This is a genomic window from Thalassospira profundimaris WP0211 (assembly GCF_000300275.1).
Taxonomy (GTDB): domain Bacteria; phylum Pseudomonadota; class Alphaproteobacteria; order Rhodospirillales; family Thalassospiraceae; genus Thalassospira; species Thalassospira profundimaris.
The window spans coordinates 210723-234319 of record NZ_AMRN01000004.1 but is presented as its reverse complement, the minus strand read 5'-3'; the positions used below and the strand labels follow the sequence as shown (position 1 = coordinate 234319).

At 53.5% G+C, this 23597-nt stretch carries 20 protein-coding genes; 10 read left to right on the top strand and 10 right to left on the bottom strand.

The genetic code is table 11. The features are described from left to right. Positions 1–14: 14 nt before the first annotated feature. Positions 15–1202 (bottom strand): efflux RND transporter periplasmic adaptor subunit, encoded by a 1188-nt coding sequence (locus tag TH2_RS10000; protein ID WP_008890304.1) that lies wholly within the window; start codon positions 1200–1202, stop codon positions 15–17. Positions 1203–1286: 84 nt separating this feature from the next. Then, positions 1287–1871, bottom strand: a complete 585-nt coding sequence (locus TH2_RS09995; RefSeq protein ID WP_008890303.1) for a PadR family transcriptional regulator — start codon at positions 1869–1871, stop codon at positions 1287–1289. Between the two features lie 398 nt (positions 1872–2269). On the opposite strand from TH2_RS09995, the gene TH2_RS09990 reads away from it, so the two are divergent. Further along, on the top strand, positions 2270–3565 hold the full coding sequence (locus TH2_RS09990) for a helix-turn-helix domain-containing protein (RefSeq protein WP_008890302.1): 1296 nt from the start codon (positions 2270–2272) through the stop codon (positions 3563–3565). A 39-nt stretch (positions 3566–3604) separates the two neighbouring features. After that, on the top strand, positions 3605–4276 hold the full coding sequence (locus TH2_RS09985; RefSeq protein ID WP_008890301.1) for a methyltransferase family protein: 672 nt from the start codon (positions 3605–3607) through the stop codon (positions 4274–4276). Positions 4277–4377: 101 nt separating this feature from the next. Here the strand turns inward: TH2_RS09985 and TH2_RS09980 are convergent, their stop codons facing one another. From TH2_RS09980 to TH2_RS09945, 7 genes are all read right to left on the bottom strand, one after another. Then, positions 4378–4710 (bottom strand): hypothetical protein, encoded by a 333-nt coding sequence (locus TH2_RS09980; protein WP_008890300.1) that lies wholly within the window; start codon positions 4708–4710, stop codon positions 4378–4380. A 331-nt stretch (positions 4711–5041) separates the two neighbouring features. Further along, positions 5042–5308 (bottom strand): hypothetical protein, encoded by a 267-nt coding sequence (locus tag TH2_RS09975; RefSeq protein ID WP_008890299.1) that lies wholly within the window; start codon positions 5306–5308, stop codon positions 5042–5044. Between the two features lie 464 nt (positions 5309–5772). Further along, a complete protein-coding gene (gene queE / locus TH2_RS09965; RefSeq protein ID WP_008890297.1) occupies positions 5773–6555 on the bottom strand; it encodes a 7-carboxy-7-deazaguanine synthase QueE in 783 nt (260 codons plus the stop codon). Then, on the bottom strand, positions 6552–6908 hold the full coding sequence (gene queD, locus TH2_RS09960; protein WP_008890296.1) for a 6-carboxytetrahydropterin synthase QueD: 357 nt from the start codon (positions 6906–6908) through the stop codon (positions 6552–6554). The genes queE and queD overlap by 4 nt, the downstream gene beginning before the upstream one ends. A gap of 159 nt (positions 6909–7067) precedes the next feature. Beyond that, complete coding sequence (gene queC / locus TH2_RS09955) at positions 7068–7811, bottom strand: 7-cyano-7-deazaguanine synthase QueC (RefSeq protein WP_008890295.1); 744 nt, start codon at positions 7809–7811, stop codon at positions 7068–7070. A gap of 183 nt (positions 7812–7994) precedes the next feature. Beyond that, positions 7995–8909: a class I SAM-dependent methyltransferase gene (locus tag TH2_RS09950; protein ID WP_008890294.1), complete on the bottom strand. Its 915-nt coding sequence runs from the start codon at positions 8907–8909 to the stop codon at positions 7995–7997. A gap of 142 nt (positions 8910–9051) precedes the next feature. Continuing rightward, positions 9052–10389 (bottom strand): flagellin N-terminal helical domain-containing protein, encoded by a 1338-nt coding sequence (locus TH2_RS09945; protein ID WP_008890293.1) that lies wholly within the window; start codon positions 10387–10389, stop codon positions 9052–9054. 303 nt (positions 10390–10692) lie between these two features. Between TH2_RS09945 and TH2_RS09940 the strand changes: the two genes are divergently transcribed. The 5 genes from TH2_RS09940 (at position 10693) to TH2_RS09920 (ending at position 15558) form a co-directional block, all read left to right on the top strand. Continuing rightward, positions 10693–12156 carry a hypothetical protein gene (locus tag TH2_RS09940; protein ID WP_008890292.1) on the top strand — a complete coding sequence of 488 codons (1464 nt, stop codon included), beginning with the start codon at positions 10693–10695 and terminating at the stop codon, positions 12154–12156. 372 nt (positions 12157–12528) lie between these two features. After that, positions 12529–12924: a hypothetical protein gene (locus tag TH2_RS09935; protein WP_008890291.1), complete on the top strand. Its 396-nt coding sequence runs from the start codon at positions 12529–12531 to the stop codon at positions 12922–12924. 4 nt (positions 12925–12928) lie between these two features. Continuing rightward, positions 12929–13528: an Nmad2 family putative nucleotide modification protein gene (locus TH2_RS09930; protein WP_040823370.1), complete on the top strand. Its 600-nt coding sequence runs from the start codon at positions 12929–12931 to the stop codon at positions 13526–13528. A 24-nt stretch (positions 13529–13552) separates the two neighbouring features. Beyond that, on the top strand, positions 13553–14836 hold the full coding sequence (locus TH2_RS09925) for a hypothetical protein (RefSeq protein WP_008890290.1): 1284 nt from the start codon (positions 13553–13555) through the stop codon (positions 14834–14836). Positions 14837–14847: 11 nt separating this feature from the next. Continuing rightward, the gene (locus TH2_RS09920) at positions 14848–15558 is read left to right on the top strand and encodes a uracil-DNA glycosylase (RefSeq protein WP_008890289.1); all 711 of its coding nucleotides are present in this window, start codon (positions 14848–14850) and stop codon (positions 15556–15558) included. A 158-nt stretch (positions 15559–15716) separates the two neighbouring features. On the opposite strand, the gene TH2_RS09915 is transcribed toward TH2_RS09920, so the two are convergent. Beyond that, a complete protein-coding gene (locus TH2_RS09915; protein ID WP_008890288.1) occupies positions 15717–16391 on the bottom strand; it encodes a DUF5610 domain-containing protein in 675 nt (224 codons plus the stop codon). Between the two features lie 424 nt (positions 16392–16815). Here TH2_RS09915 and TH2_RS09910 point away from each other — a divergent pair, with 424 nt between their 5' ends. From TH2_RS09910 to TH2_RS09900, 3 genes are all read left to right on the top strand, one after another. After that, a complete protein-coding gene (locus TH2_RS09910) occupies positions 16816–19818 on the top strand; it encodes a leucine--tRNA ligase (RefSeq protein ID WP_008890287.1) in 3003 nt (1000 codons plus the stop codon). Positions 19819–20087: 269 nt separating this feature from the next. Then, complete coding sequence (locus TH2_RS09905) at positions 20088–21950, top strand: PHA/PHB synthase family protein (RefSeq protein WP_008890286.1); 1863 nt, start codon at positions 20088–20090, stop codon at positions 21948–21950. 354 nt (positions 21951–22304) lie between these two features. Then, positions 22305–23594 (top strand): nucleotide sugar dehydrogenase, encoded by a 1290-nt coding sequence (locus tag TH2_RS09900; protein ID WP_008890285.1) that lies wholly within the window; start codon positions 22305–22307, stop codon positions 23592–23594. The last annotated feature ends 3 nt before the right edge of the window (positions 23595–23597 follow it).

Sequence of the window (23597 nt, the reverse complement as noted above, 5' to 3'; positions counted from 1 at the left end):
CTCATGATACGCGCTTACTGCGCGGCATTTTCCGAAAGGGTGGTGGCAGTATCTTCAGCCCCGGGAACAGCCCCGGGGGCTTCGCTATCCTGCATGATCGGCAGGCCGTCCTTGTCGGTTTCCAGATGGACGACATCGACGGTCGCACCTTCCTTGACCCAGTCATGGCCGACCACGATCAGTTCGAACTCTTCGGGCAGACCGCCGATCCAGATGCGTTCACGTGTACCACCCTGAAGTTCAACGGGGAGGAAATCGACCTTGTTGTCATCAACGATCGAGCGAACACCAAGCTCGCCCGCGTCATTTAGCGTCAGGACAGAAGACGTCACCAGATGGGCACGCTTGGTGCCGACCGGGATTTCAAGCTCTGCCGTCATGCCATCGGGGATGCGCAGATCGGCGTTATCGATCTCCACCTCAACCCGGAAGGTGCGGGTGTCGTTATCTGAAACGCGCGCGGTATAGCGCACGATGCCGTCATGGGTGCTGCCATCAAACAGGGTGACATTGGCAAGCTGGCCAAGATCAATCGCACGGATCGAATGTTCCGGCACCTGGGCCACAACCAGCATCGGGTCACCCTGAATAAGGGTCGCGACCGGATCACCAATGGATAAAAGGTCACCGACCTCGGCCGGGCGTTCTTCGACAATGCCATCAAACGGCGCGCGGATTTCGGTATTGCCGAGCTCCGTGCGTGCGATGGTCAGGTCGGCGCGTGCTTCTTCGAGAAGGGCAAGCGCCTCGGCAACGCCGGTTTTGGAGCGGTAATTTTTCTCAGCCAGGCTTTCAGCCGCCGAATGTTCGAGTTCACGCTGCGCGACAAGGGCGCGGGCCTTGGCAACGCGGGCCTGACGGTCCCCGACTTCAAGGCGGGCAATCAGATCACCCTTTTGGACTGCCTGACCCTTGATCGCGCCGATTTCAATCACGCGCGCTTCGGTTTCAGCACGGATATCAACAGAAATGACCGCCTCGGTGCGCCCGGTAATGCGCAGATGATCGACGTGATCGACCGCGCGGCTGGTAATCGTGCGCACGCTGGCATGCGGTTTCTCCGCCGCACTTTCGTTTGCCGGGTTTGCGGCCGCGCTTTGTTCGTTTTGCGCAGGCGCATCCTCGCCGGTCAAATAGGCACTGCCGATCCATATAACGGTCCCAACGACCAGTAGAATGGCGATCAGGCGTGAAGCATTCATTGTTCTGTTCCCTCAAATCTTCCGCTATCGGAATGCGTCAGTGGCTCTGTTGGGCACGTCTTGCGCACAGCGTTCGGTTTCGTCCTAGGACTTGTTGGTCTTGCGCGCCTTTAACTCATCAAGCAGGCCCTGCTTGTTTTCGCGAATAAACTTCAGCGTCGCATTGCGCATGGCCTGCCCCAGTCCGGCAACGAAACAGCATCCCGGTCTGAGTTCGCCGTTTTCATCGCGGGCATTTGATTTTTGATGCGCCGGTTTGTCGGTGTTTTCCGGATCAATCTGTTGGCTCATCAATTCATGACGGGCAGCAAATTCATCAATCAGCGCCTCGGTCAGTTCAATCGGCATTTCTTCGGCAAAGGTCAGCATGAACAAAATGTCGGAACGATAACGATCCTCGGCCGGTCTGGTCTGCAACAACGTGCGCAGGAATGTGCGACGTCCTTCGGATGTCAGTTGATAGATCTTCTTGTCCGGTCTGTTTTCCTGTTCATGTTCAACAAATGTCACCAGACCGTCCTGAGTCAGTTTGGTCAGGGCCGGATAGATCGAACCAAGGGACGCGATTTGAAAATGGCTGAATGTGCCATCTTCAAACATCTTGCGGATTTCATATCCTGTTGCCTCGCCGCCCATCAGGGCACCCAGACATAAAGTACGTACGTCCATCTTGTGTTCTGTATCCTTATTTACGCATCCGGGACTGAGTATGCCGCGGCGGGGGAAGGTGCCAAAACGACTATATCAATCCGATATATATCGAAATATCATATATCAATTCGATATAGTCAAATAAATATGATGGAACCTTTTGTGACAGCCCTTCAATCTGGACGAAGCATGTTTGGTTCGTGTTACAACATGATTGTTGTGATGATCGGCCACGGGGTCGGGGTATCTGTGGCCATCGGGTGATCACTTTCGCAAACTCGATCCTGGGCGGCGTCCGCCTGTGCATAATCGGACGCCGATAGTGTCCGATTGGGTCTATTGAAACGATATAGTCGATTGGGCCGAACATAGTTCGCCGTCTGAAGAGCCATCTGAAAAATCAGGAGTACGCCGGAATGACCGGTTGGACGCATTATGTAAGTGTTGTGGTCGCAGCCGTTGGCGTGGTGCAGGCGGTGTTCCTGTGTCTGATCCTGCGGTCCGAAGGTTCGCGTGCCTTTGGGGCCAACCGATGGATGATGCTGTTTATTGCCGGTGTTGCGCTTAACCTGATCGAAGATGTCGCCGATCCGCTTGTGTCGGCCGATTTTAACGGCTTCTTTGAGTTGCTTTTCAAACCAATCAATTTCGCCATTGGGCCGGCAATCTATCTGTATTTCCGCGAGATTTCCGGCAATCCGTCCCGCCGTCCGTGGGGGCATTTTGTTTTGCTGCTGGTGGTGTTTAACCTGACTGCTTGGGTTGTGATCCATGGCGGCGGCGGCGCGGTTCTTGGCAGCGGCGCATATACCACAGGTGAACTGGTCGAAGCTTTTTGCTGGGTGGCGATCTTTGTGCAGATCGCGATTTATCTGGTGCTGTTGTGGCGCATTGCATGGCGCTATCAGCGGCAAGCCGAAGAACAGCTTGGCGCCGATCGCAAGGTCATGCAGCGCTGGATCTGTGTTGTGCTGGGCGGGCTGACATTCGTTTTCATCACGGTTGCGGTTGGAAAGATCGTTGGTCTTTACCTGCCAGAAAACCCGGAACTATTTGGCAGCGAGATCGCCCTGGTATTGGTTCTGTTCGCCATGAGCTATGAAATAGCAACGCAGCCGGCGCTGTTTGTGATGCCCGATTGGCCATCAGACGATATGTCCGATGACGTGGATGAAGCAGATGAGTTGCAGAGCGAACGCGCCCCTTCAACAAGTGGAAATTTGCCCCCGAATGCACCTGTGGCCGATGATGGCGCGCCTGATGCTGTTGCCCCGCGTCCGTTGCTTGATCCCGATGGTGTCGACCGGGCGTTGGCGCGCCTTAAAGACATTCAGGCGCGAGGGGATATTCTTCTCGATCCGCTGGTGTCCTTGCCGAAACTGGCGCGTGCGGTTGGCATAACACCCAATCAGCTGTCCTATGTGCTTAATCATCATGTCGGCAAAAGCTTCTTTGATTTCGTCAATGCCGCGCGTATCCGTGAAGCGCGGTCGGTTCTGGTGCTTGAGCCTGATCGTACCATTCTTGATATCGCGCTAAGTGTCGGGTTCAATTCGAAATCGACCTTTAATCTGGCCTTCAAGAAAATCACGGGTGAAACCCCAAGTGCGGTGCGCGAGGCAGCAAGGCGGGAAGTGTTGTCCGCGTCGGTGACGTCCGAACCGCCAATTGCAGGACCGGATCAACAGCATTGGACGCCAAAGATCGGGTGATCGCAGATGCTGTGGCCTCTTTTTCCCAAGGGGGCATACATGCTGCAACCACGCTTTATCATTCAACCCAGTTTAAATTCTGCAACAGACGCGCACGCGGCGAAAGATTTACAGCGCATTCAGCGCTATCGAAAATGGACGCTTCGCGTCGGTGTTGTGCTGCTTTTGGCACTGGTTTGTTTTACCCGCGCAGGATTTGATCGTAGCAGTGTATCGCACCACACCATCCAGGTTATCGGGATGATGGCGATCATGGTCTGCATCGTGGGGCGGGGTTGGTGTTCGCTTTATATTGGCGGGCGCAAAAAGACCGAACTGGTGACGTCCGGTCCTTATTCGATGTGTCGAAACCCGCTTTATGTTTTCAGCTTCATCGGTGCATTTGGTGCCGGTGCCCAGACCGGCAGTATTGCCATCGGGCTGGTCTCGGCTGTTTTGTGCTGGGCGGTGTTCCGGCATGTGGTGCTGCGTGAAGAAGCCATGCTGGCGGAGCGGTTTGGCCGGGCATTCAAACGCTATGTGAATACGGTTCCGCGTTTTCGCCCGACATGGTTCCGCTGGCGTGACGAGAAAGAGATTTTGTGCCGACCGGCCCTGTTTTTGGCGACCACCCGCGATGCGATGTGGTTCTGGATGGCCATTCCTGTGTTGGAAGGTGTCAAAATTTTGCAAGATCACGGGTGGCTGAAACCAGTATTCTGGTTGCTATAAATCCATGATCATATGCAGGGCGGAGATGTTGGGACGCGATCAGTTGATAACGTTCTCTGCCCGGGGTGCTTTATGCTGCGCCCTTTCGGCTTGGCATGCCGTCAGGCGGCGGCGTTATCCGTTGGCCTGCCGCCAAAGGATTTGATCATCTGATTGCGTTCATCTTCACGCAACGGATCGGAATCAAGGGCAAGGGCAGCTTCAAGCACCTGCGGTTCGACCATCAGGACGTCGATGCCGTCCTTCATGTCCTCCTTCGCCCAGAGATGGACATGACATTCCAGCTTGATGTAGCTGCGCATTGCTGCATCGGGATCAAGCTTTTCAATGGTGTCGACTTCATACTCGCCAGGCGAAAGCAGCCCGGGATGACCGGGCAAGTGGAACGGATGAAAGAACGTCACCGTACGATGGGTTGTGCGGGTTATGCTCATGATCATGGCTCCTTCGAGCATCCGGAAGATGACCTTGAAGGTGCGGATCTGATTTTGTTTTGAGTGTTCACCCCTTTGGGGCGGCTTAAAATCCGCAATCCCCGATCTCTTCGGGTCATTCGGTAAGGCGCCGATACCTGTGTCATATGCTCGGGACGCACAGGCATCATTGGTCAGGCGCCAAGTGTGTCACCCTGCCTGCGAACAGGCACGGTGTATACATTATATATGGGGGGGGTCGGCCAAAACACAACGTTTCGCACAAATACGTGCGCCATCCACGTTTGAAAAACGCGGGATAAAATGCGGCGGATTTCAAAGGATGGCTGGCTCAATGATGTTCAGGGCGGTCCGGATCTGCATCGCGTGTCAGGGCGATATCAAGATCAACCGGTTTGATGGAAAGAATTCGATCAACCATCATGCCGTTATGTTTGTATTTCAGATGCAAATCGGTCGACACCCTGCGATAGGCCGTAATCGAAACACCTTCGATCAGTTCTTCGGTGGTATCGACGACATAGCTTCCCGGTGGAAACAGATCGCTATGTCCGCGCAAGTGAAACGGATGAGCAAAGGTCACGGTTTTGTGCGTCATCCTGCTGTGCTGCATGGCACCAGCCCTTTATGAAGCGGGAAACGGGCGTTTCCTGCTTGTTCATGATTTTTGGAAAAGTTCGGCCAGAAAAGGCGATGGCGGAGGATAACCTCCGCCAGCACGGTATCAGTCATTCGCGCCTTGATGCGCGGTCGGTTTGGTTTCGGCAGGGGAATTTTCGGGCTTTGGCTTTGCGGCAGGGGCCGACGCGCTATCTGACGATTTTGCATCCGGCTTCGAGCCCGCTTTTCCCTGGCTTGTCGAAAAACTGCGAAATGACATGATGTGATCTTTCTATTTGCCGGCGCAAAGCGCGCCCGCTAATGGGGAAGTGGTGCGCGTGCGGGCAAATAGCAAACATGCCAAACGGCCTGTAACGGGTCATCTGTCGCAATCGTGCGGGAAAGGCTCGCTTATTTCGGATAAAATATATTTTGTCATCACTGGCAAAGTGGGAAGCGGGTTCAAACCCCGCGCAGATTGCCCCACACATGCACATGCCACTGCGGCAGCACGCGCACATCAAACCATTTGCGCTTTGCCACTTCATCGACCAGCCAGCGATACCGTTCGGTCAGGCCATCAATATCAACACCGTCTGCACCATCCGGATGGGGTTCGGCGGGCGTTGTGTTGACCGGCTGCAAACAGACCGGAATGCCAATGTGAAGGTTCCTCACATAATCGGCAAACATCAGGTCGGCGGCATCGCGCACCGGGAATTTCAAGGTAATGGCCGGACCATTCAGAATGCCATCGGATTGCGCTGCTTCGATACAGGCCTGCAATGCATCCTTATCAAAACTGGTTGAAGAGCTTGGCGGCTTTGGGCTGATCGTCAGGAAATTGAGGTCGGCAAACCAGTCCTTGGCGATGCTGCCCTGGGTTTCAATCGCAAAGGTAAAACCTTCGTCCTTGCCCATGGCGATCAGCTCCCCCAACGGCTGGATGGCCGGGTTGCCACCCGACAGCGTAATCAGGATCGGCTTGCCACCGGAAAACTTTTTGACCGCATCCAGAACCTCGGCAGCCGACATCGGTTTCCAGTCCGCCCGAAACGCCGGATCAACCGCATAAAGCGTGTCGCACCACGAACAGCGGAAATCACAGCCGCCCGTTCGGACAAACACCGTCGGCATGCCAATCAGGGCACCTTCGCCCTGCACGGTCGGGCCAAAGATTTCCGAAATGCGGATTTTACCACGTCCCTCGGAAATATCGGCAAGGTTGGGATCGTGCACCGTCATGGACGATATTCCGCCCAGGTTTTCGGCGTTTCGGAGACGCGCACCGCCGAAACTTCCGGCCAGCGACCCTGCGCCCATTCGTAAAAGAACAGCGCAAGCCGTTCGGCGGTCGGATGATCGTGACCAAGAACCTCGTTGAGGTGACGGTGATCAAACTCGTCATCAATCAGCCGTTTGAGCGGCCCCAGTTCGCGGTAATCACGCACAAAGCCGCGCTCATCAAGGTCGGCACCCTTAAGCTCCACCTCGACGATATAGTTGTGGCCATGCAGGCGGGCACACGGGTGATCTTCTTCAAGGCCGCTGAGTTGGTGGCTTGCGGAAAAGGCGAATTGTTTTGTGATGGTGAACATCGGTTTTCTTTCGGTGTCGTCCATTTCTGCCACCATGAGCATGCGGATCGAGGTCCCCGCCTTCGCGGGGATGACGGTGCCAAATCAAGCAGGTCTGCGGTCGATCCGTCATGCCCGCGCAGGCGGGCATCCATGGTGCAAATTTTAATTGTATGAGGATTAATTTGCTGCGCTATCGGGGGTGGGCAAGGGGCCGAATTTGCGCGCCATATGATCGGCACGGGCCTGTTTCCAGTAATCGCGATCGACATAAACGGTCGGATCCTTGACGCGCGCCAGTTCAAGCGCCTCGCGCCGCTCGACACAGGTGCCGCACCGTCCGCAATGGGTTTCCCCGCCCTTGTAACATGACCATGTCAGATCGACCGGCACACCCAGACGCCCTGCCTCAAGCGCGATGTCGGCCTTGGAGACATTGACGAACGGGGTATAAAGCTTGACGTCCTTGACCCCTTCAAGGGCTTGGTCCTGCATGGTCTGGAACGATTTGATGAAATCGGGACGGCAATCGGGATAGATGAAATGATCCCCGCCATGTACGGCCGCGGCAACCGCATCGGCCCCGGCACTGGCCGCCGCACCAAAGGCCACAGCCAGCATGATCGCATTGCGGTTCGGGACCACGGTGATGCGCATGGTTTCTTCGGCGTAATGGCCATCGGGCACGTCGATATCATCACTGGTCAGCGACGATCCGGTCAAAAGGGCACCGACCGGGGTCAGGTCAACGATGTGATGTTTGACGCCAAGATTACGCGCCGCACGGGCGGCGAAATCGAGTTCCTTTTTATGGCGCTGGCCATAATCAAACGAAATCAGGGAATGGAGCTTGTGCTCGGTCGCGACCTTATAGGCCAGCGTGACGGAATCCAGCCCGCCAGAGCAGACGACAATCGTCTTCATAATGATCAGTCTTTCGTGTTTTTAACCTGGTGCTACGACAGGGGAAGGATCATCCTTCCAAGGGGGCGGGGTTTGCCATGCCGGTTGCCAAAACGCAAGCACAAATCCACGCATGCGGCCATGCGTGATGCGCGGGAATGCTTGGGTTTTACACGAAATCAGCGATCAGACAGGGTGGCCCGATCAGGCGCGCTTTGCGCTAAGTACATGAAAACAAATCGGGACCTGAAAATGGCCGTCTTCGATATAGGGGGCCAATGTTTCAAACATTGCGGCATTGATCGCGCCGACTTCCATATCCGATGATTTGCGCAAGACATTGCCAAACAGCATGTCCATTTGCGGTTTCCAGAACGGGGCATTTTCGGGAATACGGCCAGCCGGGCTGTGGGTTGTCGCTTCAATCCCGGTAAAGCCTGCTTTCTCAAAGCGCATCATGGATTGATCGGCATCGCCAAAGCAGAACGGGTCCAGCCCGGCGGCATCAAACCCGATGCCAAGGATGTTGCCAAGAACCGCGTCCATTGCGGCAAACAAGGGATTATCGACCAATGGCGCCCAGACCATAAACACCGCCTTGCCACCGGGGCGTAGAACGCGGAATGCCTCACGCAGTGCCTTGTCCGGATCTTCGCAAAACATCACGCCGAAACGGCATGACACCACGTCAAAGCTCTGATCCTCGAATGGCAGTTTTTCCATACTGGCCGGAACGGCCTTGATGTTGGAAATTTCTTCCTCGGCGGCGCGTTCCATCAGGGCATCGCACATATCAGAAACGATATCGGAGGCGGTCACGTGCCCCGCAATTCCAGGGATGTTAGCGCTATCATCTGTGCCGCCGCCCAAGGCACGGGCAAAGGAAAAGGCAGGTTCACCCACCCCGGATGCCAGATCAAGCACATCAAGCGGCGCGCCATCGCGCAAAGCTGCAAGCCCCGGAAGGTCAGCCGCCTCGATCATGTGGCGATTGATCTTTTCGGCCGCCGGTGCCAGGCGTTCGGCCCAGGTGATCCAGTCGGTCGAAAGGTTTTGCCAGGTTTGGGATGATTTGTCGGCGGCGGTGTCGGATGTGTTGTCGGATGTCGGGGTGGTCATGGCCGATCTGTCTTTCTTTGGGTGTTTAGACGACCATAGACGTAAAAGCCCCACCGGTTAAAGGATGTTTTGCAGCGCAATGAGGGTCAGAAGCCCCGCGCCGGGCGCGCGGGGCTTCCTACACTCGCTGAGAGGTGGCTCTTCAACCTGCCAGCAAGCGTATCAGGTTCTGGCGCATTTCACTGACGCGGGCCAACATCGCGACACTTGATTTGATCAGGATTTGTTTCGACGCGTAGTTGGTCAGTTCCATCGCAACGTCGAGATCAAGCAGGCTTGAGCGCGCTTCTTTGACGTTTTCAAGCGTCGAGGCAAGGCTTTCGCTGGCAGCATCCAGACGGTTCTGGTTGGTGCCGATATTGGCCCGTGCGCGTTGCAGATCATCAATCGCGCGCGTCACGGCCTCGATCGCACTTTGGGCCTTGGCGGATGTGGCAATCGCATTGCTGCCCAGCTCATCAAGGCTTGTCTCCGTGCCGTTTTTGCCCGAGCCAAGGGCGGCACCATCAACCGCGGTCGTCGGGATCGAAAGCTGCGCACCGCCGGTATTGCCGCCGCCAAGCTGGAAATAGATCTTATCAGGTAGTTTGTTGCCCTGATCCTCAAGAACCGAGAAAACCGGGCTGGCGCCAAAAATCTGCGCTGTGGTTGATCCATCGGCACCGGCACCATCGGAGCCTTGGGCCAGGGCGTTGGTGATGGTGGTTGCGATATTGAAGTTCAGGTTCACTTTTACACCGACATCCCCGAAATCGAGTGTCTGTGTTTGACCGGCATTAAGCGCCTTGCTGCCACCGGACGCATAATCGGTGACATCGATGCTGTGGGTCCGGTGCGGGCTGGTGCCATCAATTTCGGATATGGCACTCAGCAAAATGCGATCCCCGGTCTTGAGCACATCAAAGCGAAGCTGATTATCCGCCGATCCGTTTTCGTTGGTATCACGCGCCCAGTAATTGTCATCGGTGATGGTGAAATTTGAAAAGCCATTGGCAACCGAAAGAACCTCGGCGGAGCCACCAGCATTCAAATCACTGTAGTCAAGGGACACATCACTGCCATCGCCGAGCAACTGGATGCCGTTGAAATTGGTTGCGGCCGCAATGCGATTGATCTCGGTGCGCAGTGCGACGAATTCGTCATTGAGAAACCCGCGTTCCGTGTCCGACAGGTTTTCCGATGCGGCCTGAACGGCCAGTGTGTTCATGCGTACCAGCACATCGTCGATGGTGGCCATGGCCCCGTCGGCAATCTGCAGCATGGAATTGCCCTGACCGATATTGACAATCCCTGATGTCAAAGCAGAGGCCGTCGAGTTCAGCCGCGACCCGATGGCCATTGATGCGGCATCATCGCGGGCAGAGACGACACGCTTCCCCGATGACAGCTTGGCAAGCGATCTGTTCGCGGCCTCCTCGGCACGCGCCAGATTGCGGTGCGCCAGATTGGCCGCGTGGTCGGATATGATATTTAACGCCATAACGCAGTTCCTACCTGAACAAGCAAAGATAAAGGGTGGCGGCGTGGACGACCTCCTCCTGATATCGGCTGAAGGCAATGTTAATTAGATAAAACTTAAATGGCAATATCTAATATTAGAATCTTCTTAATAGTAACTATCTGAGAAATATAAGAAATATGCCATCCTACGCGAAAGAGGGGGGCTCTCATACGGATGGAAATCAGCCGTTTTGCGGCTGTTAACTTAAACCCGCGATATCACGCGCCCTCACAGGCATTTTCGCTCCACGTCGACAGGGGACGTAACCCATGAAGGTGCCCGATGGAGCAAGAAACACAAGAAGGCCTGAACATCTGGCGGTTGGCGGGGTCATCCATCTTGGCCGGATTGACCTGTGTGCTTTACTTCGGGTTTGTGATTACGCTGTTCGCCGGATTTACCGCCGATATTCAGCGCGATTCCCTGCTGCGCGAACTCGGTGTTTCATCGCCTGGCATGTTGGAACGACTGGTCCTGCAAGCCTTCCATGAGGCCGCCTTGCGCGAAGAAGCTGGCATTTTGCGCGATGATATGCGCGCGATTGATACCAGATCCCTCGAAGAGACCCGCAATGGATTGGCCTTGCGCAAGGATGCGATTGCCGCCTGGTGGGACGCGTTTGGCAGCTATTCACAACTTGGCGCAACCGTTGCCAGCAATCGCGATGCATTTGACCCCGAATTTGCAGGCGCGTTCTTAAGCGCCCTCAATGCGGCGCATCAATTCGTGACAAGCCAGCAAACCGCCATGCCGACCGACGGGCTGTTTGATCCGCCAACCGGCATGGTGGGCGGCGGTGGTACAACCCTTGGCCGCGCCGGATCGCCAATGCTTGATGTTCCGTTCGGGGAAAGCGATGCGGACAGGAAACGTCGCGCCGACGGCATCGAAATCATGACCCGGCTTCACGCCCTGCTTGATCACCCGAAATTCACCGACAAAGCCCCGGAAACCCTGATGGATCGCGCCGGCCAGCAAGTCGATGCCATCCGAAGTTCCATGATCCGGTTTGACGAGAAAAACGCCCGCGCCCAGATCGAATGGGCCAATATCCGCGCCGAAAACCAGCACGCCGCAAAGCTCAGAACGAGCTTGCAAAATGAGCTGGCCGAGATCGAGGCAGAGATCAGGCGTCAGGACGAAGAGTTTGGTCAGGACACGGTTTCGCTGGTTGCCCTGTTTCAACACCCCGTAGGCCATATGCTTTCCTATTTGATCCAGTTGCCCACCATCATGCTGACCTTGCTGGTCACAGTCGCCGCGGGCGGATTGGGCGCGGTGGTTGCCTTTACCAGACAGAATTTCGGTCAGCCGCCAACGCCCCAAACGCCGCCCCAAATGCCGCCAAAAACACCACCCGATGAAAATGCCACGGATCACAACGCCGCAGATCACAATGTCATGGATCAAAGTGCGCCGGAGGCTGTGCCAGCACCGCAGGCCGAAACACTGCCGCGGCTTCAGGGATGGGCACAGCTTGGTAAAAGCCTGAAGCCCGCCGCAAGACTGCTCGTCATGACGGGGGAGGGGATCGCCGCCGCCATGGCCATCTTCCTGTGTACAGAGGCAGGGGTACTGATGGTCAGCCAGGGCGGACCCGACGGATCAGGACAAATCGATATCAGCCCGTTTCTCGTGACCTTCATGGCTTTTGTCTCGGGCTTTATGGCGGAAGACGCCTTTGCCCGCATTCAAGCGGCCGGGCAAAGGCTGTTTCGGGTTACTGATCGTGATGAGGTCAGTTAGGGCATGGATGTTGTCAGAGCATTGCTTAAGAAGATGAAGGCTCAAGGCAGTATAAGGCGAAATACAATGCACAGCACGTAGTGTGAGCCTCAGTATGAGCACAAATAAAGCGAGATTTGCCGTCTCCGCCAGATGAATAGCAGCTTTTTCAAAAGTTGATCTCAACAGATAACCGTCGCTGCAAGCTCAAGGAAATCCGAACCTCAATCATTAGGGGTGAGGTTTTGGGGAAGGGTGGCTCTTCTCTCTGCGCCGGTGTGCAAGGGGGAGGGAGCAGAGTTGTAGTGGGATCATTCTTGATATCTTTAACTAAAGACAATTATAATTTATAATTCTACTGAGAGTTGATTTTTGATTGGTAAGGGTTGTTGGATGAAGGTCGATGTGTATACCGAAGGTTGCCAAAAAAACAGTGTCGAGGAGTTGTTTGAGGCGTTGGATGAGGCAGGTTGCGAGTTGGACGAGGGACAGGATGATGAGGATCTGCCTTTGATCGTGTTGATTTGTCCGGAGCTTGACCAAGATGAGGATTTGGAGGCTCTGCTTGTGCGCGCCGTCGCAATTGGCCGTACTGTCATTGCTGTTTGGCCAAAGACTTCAGAGAATGAAGGTGTACCAAAATCCATAGAAAAGTACAGTTCTCACCAAGTGGCCTGTGATCCTCTAGTGATCAAGCGTGTACTTACTTCTGATGACCAAGAGCCGATCTATCAAAATGCTGATGGGCAGACTCGTCCAGCGCCACACTTAGATAGAAATAAGTGCTAAGCCGGTGAAGGTTTTTTCTTATGTGGTTGAGCATGATTTGGGTTTTGCTCCAAATCCATTTTTTGGATTTTGCACACTTGCTGCTTGTAAGCCTCGTATCCGCAAACATGCAAGTGTAGGCGATTTGGTCGTCGGAACAGGTGCAACAAAACCTGGGCTGGTTGGTTCTTTGGTGTACTGGATGAGAGTTGAGGATATTATTTCATTTGATGAATATTGGATGGATCCGAGATTTATTTGTAAGAGGCCAAAGCTGATTGGAAGTTACGTTCAACGTTATGGCGATAATATTTATCATAGGGATTTTGTGAGTGGTGAATACTTGCAAGAGGACTCTTTCCACAGCGAGCCTAACGGGGTTCTAAGTAGAGGGAACTTAGAGCGGGATACAGGAGCAACTGATAATGTTTTGATATCAAAGGATTATGCTTACTGGGGGAAGTGCGGTCCTGTGGTGCCCGATAATCTCAAGGGCTTTGTGAAAAAGGGGGTCGGGCATAAATCAAAATTCACATCGAAAGATGTGGCGTTGTTTTGTGATTGGGTCTTTTCTCTCTCAGGAAGAGGCTATGTAGGTGAGCCATCTCATTGGCAATATTTGTAGTAATTTTTCTTGAAGGGGTGGGGGATGCTGGTTTCTGACTATAATAACTTCGTCCATTGTACTGAGGAGTATCAAAACAAAGACACTAAGTCCCGACGGGACATTGCACTATATGGATTGATTGGTGAAATTGGTTCGATCGTATCGGCGCTCAAAAAGAATATCTTGTCAGATCACGACAATCTAACTTCGATCAATGATGAAATAATTGAAGAGATTGGTGATGCTGTTTGGTATTGTTTTTCTTTGGTTTCAATTGAAAATCAGGGAAAATCAGTAAATATCCTTTCCAATAGCATACGAAAACTCCGTGTTGAGTTGATGTCAAAATCCGAGAGGTCTGAAAAGTTTCGAAAAAAAATAGGAGAAGAAAAGTACAAAGAATTTATGGATAATTCGAAGAAGATTCCTAGTACTTCGAATATGAAATTTTCTGACTACCAGAAATTGTCTATACTGACTGCCCGTGTTTCCGGTGACGAGCTTCTTAGGGTCTGTCTTGCTGTTTTATGGCAAAATGGAGCAGAACTTCTTAGAAAGGAGCTAAATAAAGATGAGTTATACTTCAATTCGTCAATTAATAAGCAGAAAATCAATGATATTCTAATGAGCGTTGCTTGGCATCTTTCAGCCATAGCCAGCGTTTTCAATGCGTCATTGGATGACATTGCAAAGTTCAATGTCGCAAAAATTTCGTCAAGGCGAGACGGTTTGTCGCCCACGTCTTTACATGACGAAGGCTTGCCCGATTTGGAGCAGTTTCCAAGGCAATTCAGCGTTGAATTTGTAGCTTCTGGCTGCGGTAGGTCGCAAATGTGGTTTGACGGTGAAAAACTGGGAGATGAACTCACTGATAATGCATATGAGGGAGACGGTTACCGTTTTCACGATGTTTTGCACTTAGCAAATGTTGCTCATCTCGGCTGGTCACCGGTAATGAGAGCGTTGATGGGGAGAAAGCGAAAAAGTTTACCTACTGTTGATGAGGTTGAGGACGGTGCGCGTGCAAGAATTGTTGAAGAGGCAATAGTCAAGTTCATTCACGCTGAGGGGGTCATGATCTCGGAGAGGCGAGGGCATTCTGATGAGTCGAAGCCAATGTTTTCGTCACGAGATGACATATCGTATGATTTTTTGAAAGTTATCAAGCGGTTGGTTAAGGGGCTTGAGGTGGAAAATAACTCTTATTGGGAGTGGGAGCGCGCAATTTTGAATGGATATAAAATTTTCCATGAGCTGAAAACGTTTAATCAAGGTGTAGTAAAGGTGGACTTGGATGAACGGACTATAAGTTTCTGCCAAAGCTAGATACCTTAGATATGTATTATCTAAAGGGAAATAAATCGTCTAATAGTTTAGAGGTTGAAATGGCACCTGGAATTGAAATGCAAAAATCGCCTTCAGTTGTCGTTGACGCCCTACGGTCCCTTCGATTTGATAATACTTTCAATCCATATATAGATATTTGTCCTTTGTATGATCAAGATGTGTCACCTGATGTGAGGAGCCAGATCCTGATTGATATGCTCAAGGCAGCGGAACGGGTGGAAGTGGATGCAATCTGGATTGGACGTGATTTAGGTTATAGGGGGGGGCGGCGAACCGGACTTGCATTGACTGATGATTTGCATTTTTCGGAACACTTGGCGAGGTGGCGTGTGCTGCGTCAACGACCTGCGTCAGGGCATCTCGTCGCAGAGCGGACGGCGGCTGTTATTTGGCAGATGTTGCGACAGATTGATAGCAACGTATTTCTGTGGAACGTGTTCCCTTTACATCCGTATCAGTCAGGTTCCGAGTTCTCTAATCGCGCCCATAATGCAAAGGAGCGCAAAGCTGGAGAAGCGATCCTTAAATTGATTTGCGAGCTAGTTCGACCAAAACGGCTAATAGGTGTGGGAAACGACGCTGCCCAAGCCGCTAAGAAGGTTGCTTGTGGCAAAGTTGAAGTATTTCACGTTCGACATCCAAGTTACGGTGGCCAAACAGCGTTTTGTAACCAAATCAAAGAGATTTACAGTTTAATCTAGCAGGTCGACTGAACTCGGTGCTTCTAGTCAATGTATTCAAGCTCAACTTAGCTTCTAACATGCTCAAAATTGCTTAGATGTATCTCGTTTATATTGGTACACAAAAACCGGCCCCAAGGGGGCCGGTTTTAATCTGTGTGAACGAGATGTTTGGGGCGTTAGCCGTTGGTGCCGTAGCGCGGCGCGTTGCGCTGGGCATTGCTGCCAGCTTCGGCGTAGGCTTGGCTTGCCTGTGCGGTCTGGGTAACCTGCGACTGCAGGACCTGTTCATCGCGTTCCGGCGTTGCGGCTTCGGCGGCTTCTTCTGACGCGCTGCTGTTAAACAGTTCGGTCAGGCGCTGCTCGATGCTTTGCAGGCCTTCATTGAGGCGTTCTTCGGTCTCGTTGATATTGCCGTTGATTTCGTCATTGAGCGCGCCCAATCCATCAAGGATGGCGCGGGCATCTTCAAGACCGGCTTGAATGCCTTCGCTTGCCTGATCGAAAATCTCGCGGGCTTCGGCCTCGGAACTTGCGTTCGATGCAATCAGATCGCCAACGCGGGCGAGAATGCGGTCAGCAACACCTTCCGGCGTGTAATCGTCGGGATTGACACCCTGGATCGACAGGCCGGTGGATTGCAGGCTTTCATTGATGGCGGCAACGATATTGTCCGCCGACAGGCGGGTGGCCGATTCAGAAGATAGCGAAACAGACGTCGCAGCGGCAAAGGCGGACGTGCCATTATTGTTGCCAGCTTTTTCAGTATCGCCTTGGCCCGGCAAATAGGATTGTGCCGAACGCGTAGACGCGCCGGATTGTTGGGATGACAGACCACCAATGGTGATATCCATAATCGTCCTCCCTGGACGGAGAGCTTTGAGAGCTGTGCTGACAATCAGCACTTTTCCAAGCAAGCTTGCGCGACAGTTTCGCGCGCGAACAAAGACTTGGCAAATTTCACCTTTTAATATGGCATGGATGGCCGGGAAAATCCAGTGTTGTTGTATCAGGGCTGATGTGCAAGTTCGGGTTGATGGGGTGGCGCGGGCGTATGCATTCTGCCCGGTTGGCGCGGGCGGTTGGTGGCGTGTGGCGAATGTTTGGCAAAATCGTCGGGTTTTCGCCAGAAATCTCGTTATCTGATGTTGCACGTCGATCAAAGCGCGCTTATGAACACTGCTTAAGAATATTTTGGAACCCGATCCGGGGGAGGCGCGCCATTTGGGCGGCGCCGGATGCCAGGGTCGGAGTTGGACAGGCAGGAGTTGATTGAGCGTGGCGAACTATCAGGAAAGTGCGCGGGAATTTGAAAAGCGCTGGCAGGAGTATTGGCGGGAAAACGATACCTATCGCACGCCAAATCCCGGCGATGCCGATTTCGACGCAAGCAAGAAGAAAAGCGTCATCCTGGACATGTTCCCCTATCCAAGCGGGGTTGGCCTGCATATCGGCCATCCGCTGGGCTATATCGCGACGGATGTAAAGGCGCGCTTTGAGCGCATGCGCGGCAAAAACGTTCTGCATTCCATGGGCTTTGATGCCTTTGGCCTGCCGGCAGAACAGTTCGCCATCCAGACGGGGCAGCATCCGCGCATTACGACCGAAGCCAATATCGAAAACATGTTGCGTCAATTGCAGGTGATTGGCCTTGGTCATGACCCGCATCGCCGTTTCGCCACGACCGATGTCGATTATTACAAATGGACGCAGTGGATCTTCCTGCAGCTGTTTAACAGCTTCTATGACCCGACCGTGGAATGGAAAGGCCCGCAGGGGCAGGTGATCAATGGTCGCGCGCGCCCGATTGCCGAGCTGCGCCCGCTGCTTGAGAGCGGTGATTGGTTGCTTGATGAAGATGGCGTGCCGCAGCCGAAATCCGTGATTGGCGAAGGCACCAAAGCCGAAGGCAAAGAGATTGATCGTGCAATTGATCGCGGGCGTCTGGCCTATGTCGATGAAGTGCCGGTCAACTGGTGCCCGATGCTGGGTACGGTTCTGTCGAACGAGGAAGTCACCAACGAAGGCAAGTCCGAACGTGGCGATTACCCGGTGTATAAACGTCCGCTGAAACAGTGGATGTTGCGCATTACCGATTATGCCGACCGTCTGGTGGCCGACCTTGAAGGGCTTGATTGGCCAAATGGCGTGGTCGAGATGCAGAAGGGCTGGATTGGCCGTTCTGTCGGGGCGCGGGTGAACTTCCCGGTCAAGACCGTCGATGGTTCGGATGAAAAAATCGCGGTTTACACCACCCGTCCCGACACGATCTTTGGTGCGACCTATATGGTTCTCGCACCTGAGCATCCGCTGGTGGATAAGCTTTGCGCAGCTGACAAGAAATCTGACGTTGCGGCATACCGCGCGCAGGCGTCCGAGCTTAAGGCCGTGTCGGCCAAGGATGATGCCGAGCGTGAAAAGACCGGCGTGTTTATTGGCGCGCATGCGACCAACCCGGTGACGGGTGAAGAAATCCCGGTCTGGATTGCCGACTATGTCCTTATGGGCTATGGCACGGGTGCCATCATGGCGGTTCCGGCCGGTGATCAGCGCGACTTTGAATTTGCCCATAAATTCGATCTGCCGATCAAGGCGACCACCAAGCCGTCCGAAGCTTGGCTTAAGGAAAACGCACCGGCGGATGCGGCGGAATCTGATGCCACAACGCTTCTGGCGCGCTATGAGGCAGAGCCAGGCGCATTCAAGGTCGCCCAGGCCGAAGTTGGCGAGACGATCAATTCCGCCAATGACGAGGTTTCAATCAACGGACTTTCGACCCCGGATGCCAAGTCCAAGATCATCGAATGGATGGAAGCCAAGGGCATTGGGCGCGGTCGCGTGCAGTATAAACTGCGTGACTGGCTGTTCTCGCGTCAGCGTTATTGGGGCGAGCCGTTCCCGGTTCTGTTCGATAAGGAAACCGATCAGGTTCACGGCATTGCCGAGGCGGCGCTTCCGGTCGTTTTGCCGGAAATGACCGATTTCAAACCGAAATCAAACGAAGACCCGAATTCCGAGCCGGAGCCGCCGTTGGCACGCGCCAAGGACTGGATGGAAGTCACAGGCATTGTCCTTTCCGATGGTTCGGTTCTGCCGGTTGATGCGGCGGTTGGGTCGAAACACACCCATGAGGGTGCGGAATATGAAGTGCGCGCGTTCAAACGCGATGCCAACTCCATGCCGAACTGGGCGGGGTCGTGCTGGTATTATCTGCGCTATTTCGATGCCAAGAATGATGCCAAGTTTGCATCTGATGATGCGGCGGCCTATTGGGCAAACAGCACGGACAAGGACGGCAATGCCCTTCCGGGGGCGGTTGACCTTTATGTTGGTGGTGCGGAGCATGCGGTGCTGCATTTGCTCTATTCGCGTTTCTGGCACAAGGTTCTGTTTGATCTTGGTTATGTCGCAACACCCGAGCCGTTCCAGAAGCTGTTTAACCAGGGCATGATTACGGCCGATGCCTATACCGATGCGCGCGGCGTTTATGTCGACATCCATGATGTTGAAATGCGCGATGTCGATGGCAAGAAGGTGCCGTTCAACGCTAAAACCGATGAACAGCTGATTACCGTTCCGGGCAAGATGGGCAAACGTTACAAAAACGGTATCCCGCCCGAGGAAATCTGCGATCAGTACACCATCGATACGTTCAGAACGTACGAGATGTATATGGGGCCGCTCGATAGCTCCAAACCTTGGCAGTCGGATGCGATTGTCGGCATGATGCGCTTCCTGTCCAACGTCTGGAAGGTCACGACCCAGATGGAGCGGACCGATAGTGTGGATGGCAAGATCGAAACGCTTCTGCACAAGACGATTGCCAAGGTAACCGGCGACATTGCCGATCTGCGCCTCAACACGGCGATTGCGGCCCTCATTGAGCTCACCAATGCGCTGACCAAGCAGAATGCCGTGCATGATGATCATGCCAAGGCCTTGGCATTGATGGTCGCCCCGTTTGCTCCGCATCTGGGTGAAGAGCTGATGAGCCGGATGGCTTCTGATGAATTCGGTGCCAAGAAATCAGTCATCAAGTTCGACTGGCCGGAGTTCGATGCCGAAAAGGCCAAGGATGACGAGTTCGAAGTGCCGGTTCAGGTCAATGGCAAGAAGCGTGGCTCTGTCATGGTGGCGGCCGATGCTGATCAGGCGACGGTCGAAGCACTTGCCAAGGCCGATGAAAACGTTGCCCGCCATCTTGAGGGCAAGGACATCGTCAAGGTGATCTATGTCGCCAAGCCGACGCCGAAACTGGTCAATATCGTGGTGAAGGGTTGATTGCCTCAACCCTCGTTTGACGACGGAAAAAGGGACACCTTATTGTTTTGGTGTTCCTTTTTTTTTTCGCACTTGCGAAAAGCAGGCGTATATTGTACATGTTAATTTTGGTAAATAAGCGGGATGGTTGCTGTCGCTGTGCAAGGACTTGCCCGAATTTGATTTCCTGTAATCGTTGCCGTGCCGAAATGTTGCTTGCGATTGTGGTGCGCCCTTGATCGTTCCGAATTTTGAATGTGATCGCCATTGGTGGCCAACAGGAGTGGATCATGGAAGAAACCGTCAAAAAGACCGACAAAAACGGGACCGTAAAATCGGCTGCTAAGACGACGAAACAGCGGGCGCAAGAACGGCCAAATACCAAGGTTTCCAGCAATGACAATGGCGGCAAAACAGTGTTTGATCCACCTGCGCCGGGGCAATATGTCGCCAAGGCGATTGACCGTGCTTTCAAGGCCTACATGGCACGCCTGACCTTTGGTCTCAGCCCGGCAGGGATGGCAAATATGACCAACCGTTGGCTTAGCCATCTTGCCATGTCACCGGGCAAACAGATGGAACTGGTTGAAAAAGCCCAGCGCAAAATGATGAAATTTGGCGTTCACGCGATGCATGGCGGGTTTTTCGGCGGGTGCTGTATTGAGCCTCTACCGATCGACAAGCGTCATAAAAGCGAAGGTTGGCAGCGTTGGCCGTTTAACATGATGTACCAGTCGTTTCTACTGACTCAGCAATGGTGGCACAATGCAACGACCGACATTGACGGTTTGTCGCAACTTGAGGAAGACCGCATATCCTTTACCGTTCGTCAGATCCTTGACCGGTTTGCCCCGGCTAACTTTATTCTGACCAATCCAGATGTCCTGAAAGTCACCCTCGAACAGGGGGGCACAAACCTGATTGCCGGGATGGAGCATTTCATTGAGGATATCCAGCGCACGCTTGCCGGACAAAAGCCGGCTGGAACCGAAGATTTTCAGGTTGGTCGTGACGTCGCAGTAACCAAAGGCAAGGTTATCTTCCGCAATCATCTGATTGAGCTGATTCAGTATAGCCCGACTACGCAAACCGTTGCGAGTGAACCGGTACTGATCATCCCGGCCTGGATCATGAAATATTATATCCTCGACCTGTCGCCGGAAAATTCACTGGTAAAATATCTGGTCGATCAGGGACATACCGTCTTCATGGTGTCCTGGCGCAATCCGACGTCTGAGGACCGTGACCTTGGGATGGAGGATTATCGAAAGGCTGGTGTCATGGCAGCGATTGATGCCGTATCAGACATTATCCCGGATCAGAAAATCCACGCTGTCGGCTATTGTCTGGGCGGGACGTTGCTATCGATTGCGGCAGCCGCGATGGCGCGTGACGCAGATGACCGTCTGGCCAGCATGACCAATTTCGCCACCCAGATTGATTTTACCGAAGCGGGCGAATTGATGCTGTTTATCCATGAAAGCGAGGTGGATTACCTTGAAAGCATGATGTGGGATCAGGGTTTTCTTGATGGTTATCAAATGGCGGGAGCATTTCAGATTTTACGATCCAGCGATTTGATATGGTCGCGGATGACTACGGAATATCTGATGGGGGAACGCCAGCCGATGAATGATCTTATGGCGTGGAACGCTGATCTGACGCGTATGCCCTATCGGATGCATTCAGAGTATTTGCGCGGTCTGTTTTTGAATAATGATTTGTCGGGTGGGCGCTATCTGGCGGATGGCTATCCGGTCAATATTGCGGATATCCGGGTGCCGATTTTCAGCGTTGGCACGGTGCGTGATCATGTTGCCCCTTGGCAGTCAGTCTACAAGATTTCCTTTAATCCGGCAACAGATGTGACCTTTGTACTGACCAGTGGCGGGCACAATGCCGGGATCGTCAGTGAACCCGGACATCCTCACCGTACCTACCAGATTGCAACAAAAATGGCAGGTGATCGCTATATTGATCCAGATACATGGCAGCAATCAACTCCATACCATGATGGGTCCTGGTGGCTTGCTTGGCTGAACTGGCTTACGGAACATTCTGGCGAGCAGGTATCCGCACGAACACCGGGGAACACCACGGCCAGATATCCGGCCTTGTGTGATGCGCCGGGAACTTACGTTTTGCAATGCTGATCCTGTCGCCTGAAGTATGAAATCTATGACGTTAGATTGATGCTATCGCTGTTGATTGCAGCGATGGCAGGTTAGGCTCGCGCAGGACACGGACCATTCTGCATCAAAAAGCATATTATTTCCTTGTCCAAGTCGGACGTAATCCTTGCTTTCGGCCTTCAAAGGGATAAAGAGGAAAACTACCCGTATTGGTGGCATTGCTGGTCTTGACTGGTGAATAGCAGCAAGACAGCCAAAGGCTAGGAAGACAAAGTGCACAAGGGCTGTCTCCTTCGCAATAAAGAGCTTAGCAATTGACGGGGCATGGTCGGCTGTCTACTAATCGGCAACCACGTTGTTTGCAAGGTTTTTCCAATGAGCCACGGGCGCAAGATTTCAGTTATCGGGTTGGGCTATGTCGGATTGCCGGTGGCGGTTGCATTTGGCGCATCGTGTGGTCGCACTGTTGCCTTTGATATCAATCAGGCGCGCATTGCCCAGCTTAAAGCGGGACATGACGCGACCGGCGAAGTCGATGACCATGAACTTGCCGCAGCCGATCTTTTGTTGACAGCTGACGCCGAGGATCTTGCGCAAGCCGATTTCCATATCGTAACCGTGCCGACACCGATCGACAGTTCCAACCGTCCGGATCTGTCGCCGCTGCGCTCCGCGTCGAAAACCGTTGGCGCCATCCTTAAAAAGGGCGACATCGTTGTTTACGAAAGCACGGTTTATCCGGGGGCGACCGAAGAGGAATGTGTTCCGATCCTAGAAGAACTTTCGGGTCTGAAATCGGGCAGTGATTTTACGGTGGGTTATTCTCCGGAACGTATTAACCCGGGTGATCGCGAACATCGCTTTACCACCATTACCAAGGTTGTTTCGGGTCAGGATCAAGCGACCTTGGATATTGTCGCTGATATCTACGGCAGTGTGGTGACCGCTGGCATTCACAAGGCGCCAACCATCAAGGCAGCCGAGGCGGCGAAAGTGATTGAAAACACCCAGCGCGATTTGAACATTGCACTGATGAACGAATTGTCGCTGATCTTTGACCGTGCAGGCATCGACACCCGTGACGTGCTTGAAGCTGCCGGAACCAAATGGAACTTCCTGAAATTCACGCCGGGCCTTGTCGGCGGTCATTGCATCGGTGTTGACCCCTATTACCTGACCCATAAGTCCGAAGAGCTTGGCTATTACCCGCAAGTGGTCCTGGCCGGTCGTCGGGTTAATGACGGCATGGGCGATGTGGTGGCCAACAAGGTCATCCGGGCATTGCTGCGTGAAGGCGCAACCAAGAACCCGACCGTGACGGTGCTAGGACTGACGTTTAAGGAAGACGTCCCTGATATTCGCAATACGCGTGTGATTGATATCGTTCGGTCGCTCGAAGAGGCCGGTGTCACTGTGCAGGTCCATGACGTGCACGCCGATGCGGGCGAAGTGGCACACGAATTTGATGGCTTGAAGCTTTGCTCGGACAGTTGCTTGGAACCCGCCGATGCGGTTGTTTTGGCCGTGTCGCACAAGGAATATGTTGCCAAGGGTTGGCCGCTCGTCAGCGGCTTGCTTAAGGATGGCAAGGGCTTTGTTGCCGATGTACGTGCGGTTTTGCCGCGTGATGCTGTGCCGACCGGTATTGACCTTTGGCGTCTTTAAGCC